This window comes from Spongiactinospora sp. TRM90649, assembly GCF_029382225.1.
GTDB lineage: Bacteria > Actinomycetota > Actinomycetes > Streptosporangiales > Streptosporangiaceae > Spongiactinospora.
Genome location: NZ_JARLTC010000010.1, coordinates 1 through 13,455, shown reverse-complemented (window position 1 = coordinate 13,455; position 13,455 = coordinate 1). Strand labels below are relative to the sequence as shown.

General features: G+C 72.2%; 12 protein-coding genes and 1 pseudogene. 2 read left to right on the top strand and 11 right to left on the bottom strand.

The window, feature by feature from the left end:
- Positions 1-499: 499 nt before the first annotated feature.
- Entirely contained in the window at positions 500-1,348 is an 849-nt protein-coding gene (locus P3X83_RS13900; protein WP_277305442.1) for a hypothetical protein, read from the bottom strand.
- 115 nt (positions 1,349-1,463) lie between these two features.
- On the opposite strand from P3X83_RS13900, the pseudogene P3X83_RS13895 reads away from it, so the two are divergent.
- Positions 1,464-1,889, top strand: a pseudogene (locus tag P3X83_RS13895) (Clp protease N-terminal domain-containing protein); the annotation flags it as partial.
- A 257-nt stretch (positions 1,890-2,146) separates the two neighbouring features.
- On the opposite strand, the gene P3X83_RS13890 reads toward P3X83_RS13895, so the two are convergent.
- From P3X83_RS13890 to gap, 6 genes are all read right to left on the bottom strand, one after another.
- Entirely contained in the window at positions 2,147-3,184 is a 1,038-nt protein-coding gene (locus P3X83_RS13890; RefSeq protein WP_277305441.1) for a GNAT family N-acetyltransferase, read from the bottom strand.
- A 189-nt stretch (positions 3,185-3,373) separates the two neighbouring features.
- Positions 3,374-3,721, bottom strand: coding sequence for an RNA polymerase-binding protein RbpA (locus P3X83_RS13885; RefSeq protein ID WP_277305440.1), 348 nt, complete (start codon positions 3,719-3,721; stop codon positions 3,374-3,376).
- 140 nt (positions 3,722-3,861) lie between these two features.
- Positions 3,862-4,092 (bottom strand): preprotein translocase subunit SecG, encoded by a 231-nt coding sequence (secG, locus tag P3X83_RS13880; protein WP_277305439.1) that lies wholly within the window; start codon positions 4,090-4,092, stop codon positions 3,862-3,864.
- A 134-nt stretch (positions 4,093-4,226) separates the two neighbouring features.
- Entirely contained in the window at positions 4,227-5,006 is a 780-nt protein-coding gene (gene tpiA, locus P3X83_RS13875; protein WP_277305438.1) for a triose-phosphate isomerase, read from the bottom strand.
- A gap of 5 nt (positions 5,007-5,011) precedes the next feature.
- Positions 5,012-6,214 (bottom strand): phosphoglycerate kinase, encoded by a 1,203-nt coding sequence (locus P3X83_RS13870; protein ID WP_277305437.1) that lies wholly within the window; start codon positions 6,212-6,214, stop codon positions 5,012-5,014.
- Positions 6,214-7,218 carry a type I glyceraldehyde-3-phosphate dehydrogenase gene (gene gap, locus P3X83_RS13865; protein ID WP_277305436.1) on the bottom strand — a complete coding sequence of 335 codons (1,005 nt, stop codon included), beginning with the start codon at positions 7,216-7,218 and terminating at the stop codon, positions 6,214-6,216. The genes P3X83_RS13870 and gap overlap by 1 nt, the downstream gene beginning before the upstream one ends.
- Positions 7,219-7,430: 212 nt before the next feature.
- On the opposite strand from gap, the gene P3X83_RS13860 reads away from it, so the two are divergent.
- Positions 7,431-8,009 carry a hypothetical protein gene (locus P3X83_RS13860; RefSeq protein WP_277305435.1) on the top strand — a complete coding sequence of 193 codons (579 nt, stop codon included), beginning with the start codon at positions 7,431-7,433 and terminating at the stop codon, positions 8,007-8,009.
- A 112-nt stretch (positions 8,010-8,121) separates the two neighbouring features.
- Here the strand turns inward: P3X83_RS13860 and whiA are convergent, their stop codons facing one another.
- The 4 genes from whiA to uvrC all read right to left on the bottom strand — a co-directional run bounded on the left by whiA (position 8,122) and on the right by uvrC (position 13,167).
- The gene (gene whiA / locus P3X83_RS13855; protein ID WP_277305434.1) at positions 8,122-9,102 is read right to left on the bottom strand and encodes a DNA-binding protein WhiA; all 981 of its coding nucleotides are present in this window, start codon (positions 9,100-9,102) and stop codon (positions 8,122-8,124) included.
- 72 nt (positions 9,103-9,174) lie between these two features.
- Positions 9,175-10,110, bottom strand: a complete 936-nt coding sequence (yvcK, locus tag P3X83_RS13850; RefSeq protein ID WP_277305661.1) for a uridine diphosphate-N-acetylglucosamine-binding protein YvcK — start codon at positions 10,108-10,110, stop codon at positions 9,175-9,177.
- A gap of 239 nt (positions 10,111-10,349) precedes the next feature.
- On the bottom strand, positions 10,350-11,231 hold the full coding sequence (gene rapZ, locus P3X83_RS13845; protein ID WP_277305433.1) for an RNase adapter RapZ: 882 nt from the start codon (positions 11,229-11,231) through the stop codon (positions 10,350-10,352).
- Between the two features lie 13 nt (positions 11,232-11,244).
- Positions 11,245-13,167 (bottom strand): excinuclease ABC subunit UvrC, encoded by a 1,923-nt coding sequence (gene uvrC / locus P3X83_RS13840; RefSeq protein ID WP_277305432.1) that lies wholly within the window; start codon positions 13,165-13,167, stop codon positions 11,245-11,247.
- Positions 13,168-13,455: the final 288 nt, after the last annotated feature.

Genomic DNA, 13,455 nt, shown 5'->3' with positions numbered 1-13,455 from the left:
CGCACCAGCGATGCCCGCCACGCGGACGGCCACGGCGACGCGCCCCCCTCGGCCGAAGGCCACGGGCGCCGACAGCGCGCCGGAACACCGTCCGGCCCCACCCGGCGACATGGTTCAAACAACGGTGACTCTGCTGGGGCAGGTGCCGAGACTGCTCGGACTTGGTGCCTCTACGGCGCTGGACGGACCCCAGGGCCGCTCATCGGTCTCCGCCTCGCCGTCGCAGGCACATGGACGGCCACGGCAAAGCACCGTAAGCCTGCGCCTCAGGAATGGTGGCTCTACTGGGCGGGCCTGGGCTGAGCACCGTGATCTGCGCAAACGTGCGACCTATTGCCGCCGCATCCCCGCAGTGGACACATCCGCTCGCCAGAGCACCGCGGGGCCCACCTCGTCGCCGGCGGGGTGTTTCCCCCCGTCGGGCGTACACCGGCGAAGGACGGCATGTTCGCATACGTCACGGAGCCCATCTCGGCGCCTGGTGTTGCCTCCCGCCGTCTCAGGGGTGGTGGTCGGCCAGGGCTTGGGCGGCTTGTTCTGCCTTGTGGCGGGTGGATCGGGCGGTGTGGCGGGAGCGGGACTCGTCGCGAGCGGCTACGTCGCGGCGGTGGGCGGTGGCGGCGAGGTTCTGTTCGGCCTCGGCGAGTTGGCGGGTGAGGGATTCCACGCGGGCGGACATGCGCTCGTACTCCTCGGTGGACTGCTCCAGTTCGCCCGCCCATTCGGCGTGGTCGCGGGCGGCCTGGTCGGCGGCGCGTTCGGCTTCCGCGAGTGCCTGTTCCAGTTCGGCGCGGCGGTCGTCGGGCGGCGGGGGTGCCGGGGTGGGCTCGGCCCGTTTCCGGCGGGGGCGAGGCCTTTCGGCGGCCGGGGCCGGGGCCGGGGTGAAGCCGGTGTAGCTCAGGGAGCGGTTCAGGCGGCCCCGGCGTACCTGCTCGGCCGCCTGCTCGTCCACGGTGGCCGCGTCGAGGGTCTGTTCCACCTCGGCCGCCGCGCCCCCCGCCAGCGGACGGCCCGCCTCCCGCGCCGATTCGCGGACCAGGCGGGCCAAACGCGTGGTCAGCGGCCCCCGCGCCCGCGTCAGGTCGACGATCTCGTCGGGATCGTGGTCCGCCCAGGCCGCCCGCAGCCGGGCGCCCAGCTCGAACAGCTCGGCGAACTCGCCGGGGTGGGCGCGGGCCGCCCGGTTGACCGCCCACGCGGCGACGGTGGGCCGTCGCAGCCCGCCGATGCTCCGGGCGAGCGCCGCGTCGCCCGACGCCCTGGCCTCCCGGGACAGGGCATCGCGCTCGGCGACGAACCGCTCGGGGTCGAGCCCGTAGAGCCGTTCCGCCGCCTCATCCAGGTCCACATGGCGAACGTACCCGGAATTCCCGCGCGCGCCCCAGCGCCGACGCGCCCCGCCGCCCCCGCCTGTGGCGCATAGTGGAAGTCACAAGATTGTCACAGCCCGCTGGAGGCTCCCGGTGTTCGAGCGATTCTCCGACCGCGCCCGCCGCGTCGTTGTCCTCGCCCAGGAAGAGGCGAGAGGCTTGGCACACGGATACATCGGCACCGAGCACATACTGCTGGGCCTGGCCGGCGAGGAGGACGGCCGGGCCTCGGAGGTGCTGCGCGAGGCCGGGCTCGACCTCGCGGGCACCCGGCGCGAGGTCGTCGAGCTGGTCGGCCGGGGGCAGTCGGCGGGCGAGCCGCACATCCCGTTCACGCCGAGGGCCAAGAAGGTCCTGGAGCTCTCCCTTCGCGAGGCGCTCACCCTGGGTCACAACTACATCGGCACGGGCCACATCCTGCTCGGCCTGATCCGCGAGGGCGAGGGCGTCGGCGCCCAGGTGCTGGCCAGGAGCGGCACCGACCTGCCGACGTACAGGGAGCGCACGCTCGACGTCATCCGCAACTCCGCCGCCGAGGCCGGGGCGCAGGAGCCGGGGGCCGCGCCGTCCGGGGGCGGGCCCGTTCTCGGCGGGCCGAGCCTGATCCAGCGCATCGACCGGCTGCAGCGCGGCCTGGAGCGGATCGAGCGGCGGCTCGACGCCATGGGCGTGCCGCCGGACCCGCTGGGCGAGCCTCCTGCGGGCGAGCGGCGGCCACCGGACGGCGAACCGCCCGTCCCGCGCCCGGCCGGCTAGGCCGTACCGGCGAGAGCCCCTTAGGCGAGCCCCGCGACCGCCGCCATCACGCCGAGGGGAAGGCGGCCCTCCACCACGCCCGGGTCCTCGGTGTAGCTGAGCGTGGCCCCCATCGAGACGAGCAGCCGCCGCATGCGGACGTTGTCCGAGAGCAGGGTCGCGCGCAGTTCGGCGAACCCCAGGTCACGGGCCTCGCGGGCCAGCATGCGGGCCAGTTCGCCGCCCAGTCCCAGGCCCTGGCGGCGGTCCTCCACCAGGAAGGCGACCTCCGCGATGCCGGGATCGGGCGTGAACGTCAGGGAGGCGATCGCCACCACCCGGCCGTCGTGGGCGGCGACCACCGAGTGGCCCCGGGTCCGGTCGCAGAGCCGGTCGAAGACACTCGGCGGCACCACGGGCTGCGAGGTGAAGTAGCGGAACCTGCGGGCCTCCGGCGAGCAGCGCTCGTGCAGGTCGCGGACGGCCTCTCGGTAGATCGGCGTGAGCGGGCGCACCACCACCTCGCTGCCGTCGGCCAGGCGCAGCGGCCCGTCCACGGGAGCGGGCTCGGTGGGGCGGGCCTGGCGCACGAAGGCGGCGGCCCGCGCGGCCTCGGTGAGCGTGAACGCCAGCCCGGCGCGGCGCAGCCGTACGGCACGCCGCGGCCCCACGGGCACCCACAGCATCGTCGGGTCGGGCAGGTCGGGCTCTCCCGAGGGTGTGCCGTAGACCCACCGGCCGTCGTCGGCGCGCAGCAGCTCGGCCAGCAGTTCGGGCAGCCGCCAGGGCGTGCCGCGCAGCCTGGCCGCCAGCAGCAGGGCGCGGGTCGGCTCGTCGGTCAGCTCGTGCGCGGTGGCCGGGATCACCTGAATCCCCCGGCCGCCCGCGCCTTCCAGCGCCTCGCGCACGGCCTGCGGCGAGGCCGGGACCTCGGCCATGAACTCGTCCACCGTGCCGTCGGCGTCGGGGTGGACGCTCATCCCCAGGATGTTGCCGCCCTTGCCGGCCAGTGCTGCGGCGAGCGAGGCCAGCCGTCCGGGTCGCTCGTCGACCGTGGTGCGGATCCGCCAGAATGCCATGGGCTGTGCTCCCTCCGTCACGTTCAGGGTGCCGCACTGCTGTTACACCACTGCTACGTAACGGTGAGACCGCTGTTTCATCGCATGGGCCGGTGCGGCCGGCACACGCGAAAGGCCCCCGCCGGCCTACGACCGCGCGAGGACCTCGCCGGGTACTCGCTCCCGCCGGGCACGGCGAGAGCCCACCGCCTAGTAGATGGTGCGGGGGGAGGTGCGCAGACGCTCCAGCGCCTCGGCGAGGATGGCCGCGCCGTCCTTGTCGCTACGACGCTCCTTCACGTAGGCCAGGTGCGTCTTGTAGGGCTCGTTCCTCGGCGGCGCTGGCGGGCTGCTCTGGTCCTGCCCGGCGGGCAGGCCGCAGCGGGGGCAGTCCCACAGCTCGGGAACGGCCGCGTCACTGGCGAAGCTGGGGCGGGTCTCGTGCATGTTCGCACACCAGAACGGGACCCGGACGCGTGGAGCCGCCTCGCCGCGCTCGGCCTCCCCCATCGGGCCGGCACCGACTCGGCTGCCACGGATCGCGTTGCCACTACCCACGGATGAACTCCTCGCTCGATCGCCCCGCGGAACGCGGGGGAGAAACACTGTCACAGGCCGCCCTCCGGGGAGGGCGGCCGAAATCCGGCTGCCGCCGGGCTGGGGCTGGGCCACGGGGACGGGGACTCGCGACGCCTGTCTCAGGGGCGAAGCAGCAGGCCCAGCGCGATGATGCAGATGAACCAGACCACGCCCGTGATGATGGTGAGCCGGTCGAGATTGCGCTCGACGACCGAAGACCCGCCGAACGACGAGGTGAACCCGCCGCCGAACATGTCAGACAGACCACCGCCCTTGCCCTTGTGGAGCAGCACCAGCAGCACCATGAGCAAGCTCGACAGGATCAGCGCGATGGAGATTCCGATAGTCACCGTAGACCTGTTCCCTTGTGCGCGCCCCCGCGTCCGGGTGCGCGATCCCTAGCACGACGTCGTCGGTGTGACGATTCAAACCTGCACTTCGAGGGTACGACGCGAAGGCACGTCGCACCCTTGGAACGGCCTAGTTAACCTGACAATTCGCCAAAACGGCAAATTTTGACAAAGTCCACCGGGTCAAGGCTGGCGCCACCGATGAGAGCACCGTCGACATCGGGCATCGCCATGATCCCGGTGATGTTGTCAGACTTCACCGAGCCACCGTAAAGAATACGGATCGCGGCGGCCACATCACCGTCGTACAGCTCGGCGAGTCGCGTGCGAAGTGCGCCGCAGACCTCCTGCGCGTCGTCGGGTGTGGCCACCTCACCGGTACCGATCGCCCATACCGGCTCATAGGCCACGACGATCGAGGCGACCTGCTCGGCCGAAACCTTCGCCAGCGCGCCGTCGAGCTGGGCCACGCAGTGCGCGACCTGGCCGCCGCCCTGACGGACCGGCAGGCCCTCGCCCACGCACAGGATCGGCGTGACCGAGTGCCGGTAGGCCGCCAGCACCTTGGCGTTGACGAGCTGGTCGTCCTCGTCGTGGTACTGACGCCGCTCGGAGTGGCCGATCACCGCGTACGTACAGCCCAGCTTTGCGAGCATGGCACCGGAGATGTCACCGGTGTAGGCGCCGGAGTCGTGCGGCGAGAGGTCCTGCGCGCCGTACACGATGCGCAGGCGGTCGCCGTCCACCAGGGTCTGCACGCTGCGCAGATCGGTGAACGGCGGCAGCACGGCTACCTCGACCGCGTTGAAGTCCTTGTCGGTGAGCGAGAACGCCAGCTTCTGGACGTGACTGATGGCCTCAAGGTGATTGAGGTTCATCTTCCAGTTGCCGGCGAACAGGGGCTTTCGGGCCATCGTCGTCAGTCCTCCAGCGCCGCGAGACCGGGCAGCGTCTTGCCTTCGAGATACTCCAGGCTGGCACCGCCGCCGGTGGAGATGTGGGAGAAACCGTCCTCGGGGAAGCCGAGGGTGCGCACGGCCGCCACGACGTCGCCGCCGCCGACCACGCTGAAGGCGTCGGAGCCGACCAGCGCCTCGGCCACCGCGCGGGTGCCGCCGGCGAAGGCGTCGAACTCGAAGACCCCCATCGGGCCGTTCCAGAACACCGTGCCGGCGGCGGCCAGCCGGGACGCGAACAGCTCACGGGTGCGCGGGCCGATGTCGAGGCCCTCGCGGTCGGCGGGGATCGCCGTGGCGTCCACCACCTCGTACGGCGCGTCGGCGGCGAACTCCGTCGCGGCCAGCACGTCGACCGGCAGCACCAGCTCCACGCCGCGCTTGGCCGCCTCGTCGATGAAGCCGCGCACCTGGTCGAGCTGATCCTTCTGCAGGATCGAGCGGCCCACCTCGTGGCCCTGGGCCGCGAGGAAGGTGTAGGCCATGCCGCCGCCGACCAGCAGCCGATCGACCTTGGCGAGCAGGTTGGAGATCACGCCGAGCTTGTCGGAGACCTTCGCGCCGCCCAGTACCACCGCGTACGGCCTGGCCGGATCGACGGTGAGCCTGCGCAGCACCTCCACCTCGGCCAGCACCAGCCCGCCCGCCGCGTGCGGGAGGAGCCCCGGCACGTCGTAGACGCTGGCGTGCTTGCGGTGGACCGCACCGAAGCCGTCGCCGACGTAGAGCTCGGCCAGACCGGCCAGCTCACGGGCGAACGCGCCGCGCACGGAGTCGTCCTTGGACTCCTCTCCCGGCTCGAAGCGCAGGTTCTCCAGCAGCGCGATCCGGCCGTCGGCCAGCGCGCCGGTCGTGGCGCGGGCCGACTCGCCGACCACGTCGGCGGCGAAGGCCACCCCGCCGCTCACGCCCTCGGCCGTGAGCAGCTCACCGAGCCGCGCGGCCACCGGGCGCAGGGAGAACTCCGGGGTGGGCGAGCCCTTGGGCCTGCCCAGGTGGGCGCACACGATGACGCGCGCGCCCCGCTCGGCCAGGTCCCTGATCGTGGGGACGGAGGCCCGGATCCGGCCGTCGTCGGTGATGGTCTCCCCGTCGAGCGGCACGTTGAGGTCGGCGCGCACCAGGACGCGCCGCCCCTTTACGTCGAGTTCGCCGGCCGCTCGCATCAGAGGTCTGCGCCGACCAGAGTCACGAGGTCGGCCAGGCGGTTGGAGTAGCCCCACTCGTTGTCGTACCAGCCGACGACCTTGACCTGGTTGCCGATCGCGCGGGTCAGCCCGGCGTCGAGGATGCAGGAGGCGGGGTCGGTGACGATGTCGGAGGAGACGATCTCGTCCTCGGTGTAGGTGAGGATGCCCGCCAGCGGGCCCTCGGCGGCGGCCTTCAGCGCGCCGTTGACCTCCTCCACGGTGACGTCGCGCGAGACGTCGACGGTGAGGTCGGTGGCCGAGCCGGTGGGGATCGGCACGCGCAGCGCGAAGCCGTCCAGCCTGCCCTTCAGCTCGGGCAGCACCAGGCCGATGGCCTTGGCCGCACCGGTGGAGGTGGGGACGATGTTGAGCGCGGCGGCCCTGGCCCTGCGGAGGTCCTTGTGCGGGCCGTCCTGCAGGTTCTGGTCCTGGGTGTAGGCGTGGATGGTGGTCATCAGACCCTTTTCGATGCCGAAGGTGTCGTTGAGCACCTTCGCCATCGGGGCCAGGCAGTTGGTGGTGCAGGAGGCGTTGGAGATGATCGTGTGAGTGGCGGGGTCGTACGCGTCGTCGTTGACGCCCATCACGATCGTGACGTCCTCGTTCTTCGCGGGCGCCGAGATGATGACCTTCTTCGCGCCGTTGTCGGCGTGCACCCTCGCCTTGTTCGCGTCGGTGAACAGGCCGGTGGACTCGATCACGACGTCGACGCCCAGATCGCCCCAGGGCAGCTTGGCCGGGTCGCGCTCGGCGAACACCTTGATGGCCTTGCCGTCCACGCTGATCTCGTCAGCCGACGCCTTCACCTCATAGGGCAGACGGCCCAGGATGCTGTCGTACTTGAGCAAGTGGGCGAGGGACGCGTTGTCGGTCAGGTCGTTGACCGCAACGATCTCGATGTTCTTGCCGCTCGCCGCAACTGCACGCCAGAAGTTGCGGCCGATACGGCCGAAGCCGTTGACGCCTACGCGGATGCTCACGGCACCGATCTCCTCGTACGTCGGGGTGCGCCGGTCGTGACCGGCGCTGACTGCCAAACACGAATCTCAACCACGCACCCTATCGAACCTAAATTGGTGTAGACCACTTCCGGTCCCCCAATGCCTCGCCGATTCCCGGGCGGGTCCGGCGGTGGTCCAGTAGAGTGCCCCGCCTGTCACTGTTGTCTACAACTGTCCGAGGAAACCCCCCCATGTCACTGAACGACACCACCCCTCGATCCGGCCTCGCGCCCGGGATCGCGGTCGGCCTGCTCGCCACCGTGGTCGGGGCGGCCGCCTACGCCGCGCTCGTTTGGGCGACCGGCTACGAGATCGGCATCGCCGCGATCGGCATCGGCGTGATCGTCGGACTGGCCATCATGGCGGTGAAGCCGTCCAGCGGGGTGCTGCCCGTGCTGGCGGGGCTGTTCGCCCTGATCGGCTGCGCGCTCGGCCAGGTCGGCGGGCTGACGGCGCTGGCGGTGAGCCAGGCCGCAGAGCGTTCCGTCACGCTCGGCTACGTCGAGACGGCCACCTCCGTCGCGGAGAACTTCGGCGCCTACATCGGCGAGGACCCGAAGATCCTGCTGTTCTGGGCGCTCAGCGCGGCGGCCGGGTACAGCTTCGTCAGCAAGCGCACCAAGGGCTCGGACGCCGAGGCCCGGCCCGCCGAGACCACTGGGGCCATCGGGGCCAAGGCCGAGGGGGCCCCCGCTCCCGGCGTGCCCCAGGCGGAGCAGCCCGCGGCGAGCGTGCCCGACCAGGACGGCGGGCAGCGCCCCGGCGCCTGACGGCTCCCCCGCAGGCCCACGTGACTCCCAGCAAGCCCTTCGCGCCGGAAGATCACGCGCGGTCCGGGCGGGCCCGGTCCTCCGCCCGCCCGGTTTCGAGGCCTCGCATCCGTCAGGGGGCCAGCATGTCGATCGTCAGATTGGCCTCTGTGTTGGGCACGCCGAGTTCCACCGCGCGCTTGTCGGCCATGGCCAGCAGGCGGCGAATCCGCCCCGCGATGGCGTCCTTCGTCAGCGGAGGGTCGGCGATCTGCCCGAGTTCCTCAAGCGACGCCTGCTTGTGCTCCACCCGCAGCCGCCCGGCGACCACCAGGTGTTCGGGCGCGTCGTCGCCGAGGATCTCCAGCGCCCGCTGCACCCTGGCCCCCGCGGCGACCGCCGCCCTGGCGGAGCGGCGCAGGTTGGCGTCGTCGAAGTTGGCCAGGCGGTTGGCGGTGGCGCGGACCTCGCGGCGCATCCGCCGCTCCTCCCAGGCCAGGACGCTGTCGTGGGCGCCCAGCCGGGTCAGCAGGGCGCTGATGGCGTCGCCGTCGCGGACCACCACCCGGTCGACGCCCCGCACCTCGCGGGCCTTGGCGTGGATCTTCAGCCGCCGGGCCGCCCCCACCAGCGCGAGCGCCGCCTCCGGGCCCGGGCAGGTCACCTCCAGCGACATCGACCGGCCGGGCTCGGTGAGCGAGCCGTGCGCCAGGAACGCCCCCCGCCAGGCGGCCTCGGCGTCGCACGTGGCCCCCGCCACCACCTGCCGGGGCAGGCCGCGCACCGGCCGCCCGTGGTTGTCGATCAATCCGGTCTGGCGGGCCAGCGCCTCGCCGTCGCGGTAGACGCGCACGACGTAACGCGAGCCCTTGCGCAGCCCCGCCGGCGCGAGCACCAGGACCTCGGCCTTGTGCCCGAACACCTCCCCGATGTCCCTGATCAACCGGCGAGCGGTGGCGTTGGTGTCGAGCTCGGCCTCGATCACGATGCGACCCCCCACCAGGTGCAGCCCGCTGGCGAAGCGAAGCAGCGTGGACACCTCCGCCTTGCGGCAACAGGGCTTGAGCACCGAAAGGCGGCTCAGCTCGTCTTTGACCACACCGGTCATCGCCATGTGCGTCAGTCCTCCCCCATACAGACCCGGCTCACAGCAGTCTCTCGCACTCGCTGAGCGCACTGACCAGGATCAACGCTTCTCATGGAAAATCTCGTCAAGGACCGATGCAAGACGTCGTGCATCGTGCCTCGGCGAGCCGTCGCCCCTGGCCACATCGGCGATGACCAGGCGCGCGCCCATGGTGACCGCGGCCTTCTCCAGTTCGTCGGGGTCCTCGACCGCGCCGGTGTCGGCGAGGACCACGTCGAGGTGCAGAGCGGGGGCGTGCTGCCGGAGCACCTCCAGGTGCTCCTGGGGGGAGAAGCCGTCGGTCTCGCCCTGCTGCGGGGCCAGGTTGAGCGCCACCAGCCGCCGGGCGCGGGTCTCGTGCAGCGCCTCGGCCAGCTCGGGCACCTTCAGGTGCGGGAGCACGCTGGTGAACCACGAGCCGGGGCCGAAGATCACCCAGTCGGCCTCCCTGACCGCCTTGATGGCCTGGGGGGAGGCCGGCGGGTCGGGGGGGACGAGGGAGATCGAGCGCACCCTGCCCGGCGTGGAGGCACAGGCCACCTGACCGCGCACGGTCGAGACCTGGCCGTCCAGCTCCACCTGGGCGACGATGTCGAGCGGCACGGACGCCATGGGCAGCACCCGGCCGTGCGCCCCGAGCAGCCGCCCGACCCAGTCGAGACCGGCGACCGGGTCGTCGAGCAGCTCCCACAGCGCCACGATCAGCAGGTTTCCCACGGCGTGCCCGTGCAGGTCGCCCTCGCTGCGGAAGCGGTGCTGCACCACCTCGCTCCAGGTGCGGCCCCATTCGTCGTCGCCGCACAGCGCGGCCAGGGCCATCCGCAGGTCTCCGGGCGGCAGCACGCCCAGTTCGCGGCGCAGGCGCCCGCTGGAGCCACCGTCGTCGGCGACGGTGACCACGGCGGACAGTTCCGACGTCACCCGGCGTAAGGCCGACAGGGAGGCGTACAGCCCGTGGCCGCCGCCGAGCGCGACCACTCTGGGAGCCTCCGGCACCCGGTACGGCGACGCCGCCGCCCGCCGTGCCTCACGGCCCGAGGCGTTCTTCGCCGCGCCGCGCCCGCGCCCAGCACCGGCCGCGCCCTGCCGCGAATCGCCCTGGGGGTCGGGCGACGTGCGGCGGGAGGCCGGAGACGGACGCGGTTTCACGGCGCTCAGGCCGGTGTCTTCGGGTTCTTCGGCGTTCGGGAGGCCGGGGCCGGGAGCCGGGGCGGGGGGACGCTCGTCGGGCGGCCTCACTCCCTTCCCACATCCCGGTGACTCACCTGGACCTCCATCTGCCGGTCGCGCAAGCGCGCGCCGATCTGCTCGGCCATGGCGACGCTCCGATGATGCCCACCGGTACATCCCACCGCAAGCGTCACATAGCCCTTGCCCTCGCGGGTGTAGCCCGCCGCCACGATGCCGAGGACCTCCTCGTAGGCGTCGAGGAACTGCTTGGCGCCCGGCTGGTTGAGCACGTAGTCGCGGACCGGGGCGTCGAGGCCGTTCATCGGCCGCAGCTCGGGCACCCAGTGCGGGTTGGGCAGGAACCGGCAGTCCACGACGAGATCGGCGTCGACCGGCAGGCCGTACTTGTAGCCGAAGGAGACCACGTTGACGCGCAGCCCCGGGCGCTGCTCCCCGCCGAAGAAGGCGACGATCTTGTGGCGCAGCTCGTGCACATTGAGGGAGGAGGTGTCGATCACCAGGTCGGCGTTGGCGCGGACCTCGCGCAGGATGCCGCGCTCGCGGGCGATGCCGTCCACCAGCCGCCCCTCGCCCTGCAGCGGGTGCGGACGGCGGACGTTCTCGAACCGGCGGACCAGCCCCTCGTCACCCGCCTCCAGGAACACGACGCGCACGCCGACGCCGCGCCCCTCAAGCTCCTCGATGGCCACATTGAGATCACTGGTGAAGGCCAGGCTGCGGACGTCGACGACGGCCGCCACCTTGTCGGCGGCGAGCTTGGCCCGGCCGACCTCCTCCGCCAGGGAGAACAGCATCCCTGGCGGCAGGTTGTCGATCACGAACCAGCCGAGGTCTTCCAGAGCCTTGGCGGCGGTGCTTCGCCCCGCGCCGGACATGCCGGTGACGATGACGAACGCCGGTTCGCCGCCGGTGGCGGTGGCACTCATGACTCTTCCTCCCTCATGAGGACCTCAGTGAGGACAAGATCACCTCGGCCAGTGCGGGTCCGATGCCGGGCACCTCGCAGATCTCCTCCGCCGTGGCGTCTCTCAGGCGCTTGACCGACCCGAAGTGCCGCAGCAGCGCCTGCCTGCGGGCCGGGCCGAGCCCCGGAACACCGTCCAGCGCGCTCTCCTTGACGCCTTTCGCGCGTTTGGACCGATGGTAGGTGATGGCGAAGCGGTGCGCCTCGTCACGGACTCGCTGGAGCAGGTAAAGGCCCTCGCTCGTTCTGGGCAGGATCACCGGCTGGTCGTCTCCGGCGGGCCAGACCTCTTCCAGCCGCTTGGCGAGCCCGCAGACCGCGATGTCGTCGATGCCGAGTTCGTCGAGCGCGCGCTGGGCGGCGGCGGCCTGGGCGGGGCCGCCGTCGACCACCACGAGGTTGGGCGGGTAGGCGAACTTGCGCGGCCTGCCGGTCTCGGGGTCGATCGGCTCGCCCGCCGGCTCGGCGCCCAGCTCGCCGGTGGCGCTGCGCTCCTCCAGGTATCTGCGGAACCGCCGGGAGATGACCTCGTGGATGGAGGCGACGTCGCCCTGGCCGGACATGGCCCGGATGGAGAAGCGGCGGTACTCGCCCTTGCGGGCCAGGCCGTCCTCGAACACCACCATGGAGGCCACCACGTCGTCGCCCATGGTGTGGGAGACGTCGTAGCACTCGATGCGCAGCGGGGCCTGGTCGAGATCGAGCCCTTCGGCGATCTCCTGCAGCGCCCGGCTGCGGGTGGTCAGGTCGCCCGCCCGGCGCAGCTTGTGCTGGGCCAGGGCCTCCTTCGCGTTGCGCTCGACGGTCTCCATCAGCGTCTTCTTGTCGCCGCGCCGGGGCACCCTGACCTCGACCCTGGAGCCCCGCTGCTCGCCGAGCAGCTCGGAGACGGCCTCGGCCTCCGGCGGCAGTGCGGGCACCAGCACCTCGCGGGGCAGCGCCTCGGGGGCGGCGTCGCCGTACATCTGCAGCAGGAAGTGCTCGACCAGCTCGCCGGGCGTGGCCTCCTCGACCTTGTCGACCACCCAGCCGCGCTGGCCCCTGATGCGCCCGCCGCGCACGTAGAAGACCTGGACGGCGGCTTCGAGCTGGTCTTCGGCCAGCGCCACCACGTCGGCGTCGGTGCCCTCGCCGAGGACCACGGACTGCTTCTCCAGCGCCCGCTGCAGCGCCTGCACGTCGTCGCGCAGCCGGGCGGCGCGCTCGAACTCCTCCTCGGCGGCGGCCTGGCGCATCTCGCGTTCGAGGCGCTTGATGAAGCGGGTGGTGTTGCCCGCCATGAAGTCGCAGAAGTCGTCGGCGAGCGCCCGGTGCTCCTGCTCGGTCACCCTGGCCACGCACGGGGCGGAGCACTTGTCGATGTAGCCGAGCAGGCAGGGGCGGCCGATCTGCCCGGCGCGCTTGAAGACGCCCGCCGAGCAGGTGCGGACCGGGAACACCCGCAGCAGCAGGTCGACGGTCTCGCGGATCGCCCACGCGTGGGAGTAGGGGCCGAAGTAGCGGGTGCCCTTGCGCTTGGCGCCGCGCATCACCTGCACCCGGGGGAACCGCTCGTCCATGGTGACCGCGAGGTAGGGATAGGACTTGTCGTCGCGGTACTTGACGTTGAAGCGGGGGTCGAACTCCTTGATCCAGGAGTATTCGAGCTGGAGCGCCTCGACCTCGGTGTTGACGACGGTCCAGTCGACGGCCGCGGCGGTGGTGAGCATGGTCTGCGTGCGCGGGTGCAGGCCGGCGAAGTCGGCGAAGTAGGAGTTGAGGCGCTGGCGCAGGCTCTTGGCCTTACCGACGTAGATCACCCGCCCGCCGGCGTCGGTGAACCGGTAGACCCCCGGTGACTCGGGGATCGATCCGGCCGCCGGCCGGAAACTCAAGGTGCTGCCCGCGCTTCTCGCCACATTGAAAGCCTATCGGCCCCCACCGACAGGAAGGCGCCCGCGAACACGGCGCTGGATCGGGCCGCACGCGAACGGCGGGCGAACGGCGGGGGGGGGGGGCGGGGGGGGCGGGCGCGGGGGGGCGCCCCCCCGGGGGGGGGGGGGGCGCGGCGGGGGGGCGGGCGGGGGGGGGGGGGCGCGGGGGGGGGCCCCCCCCCCCCCCCCCCCCGGCCGGGCCGGTCAGGCCGCGCCGAGCCGCACGTCCACGACCACCGGGCCGGTCGCGGCGGCGGACTCCTCAAGGGCGGC

Excerpts from the sequence above, each read along its gene's own strand:
- P3X83_RS13890 (WP_277305441.1), bottom strand. The coding sequence starts at position 3,184 with ATGGCATTCTGGCGGATCCGCACCACGGTCGACGAGCGACCCGGACGG.
- tpiA (WP_277305438.1), bottom strand. The coding sequence starts at position 5,006 with ATGGCCCGAAAGCCCCTGTTCGCCGGCAACTGGAAGATGAACCTCAAT.
- P3X83_RS13870 (WP_277305437.1), bottom strand. The coding sequence starts at position 6,214 with ATGCGAGCGGCCGGCGAACTCGACGTAAAGGGGCGGCGCGTCCTGGTG.
- P3X83_RS13860 (WP_277305435.1), top strand. The coding sequence starts at position 7,431 with ATGTCACTGAACGACACCACCCCTCGATCCGGCCTCGCGCCCGGGATC.
- whiA (WP_277305434.1), bottom strand. The coding sequence starts at position 9,102 with ATGGCGATGACCGGTGTGGTCAAAGACGAGCTGAGCCGCCTTTCGGTG.
- rapZ (WP_277305433.1), bottom strand. The coding sequence starts at position 11,231 with ATGAGTGCCACCGCCACCGGCGGCGAACCGGCGTTCGTCATCGTCACC.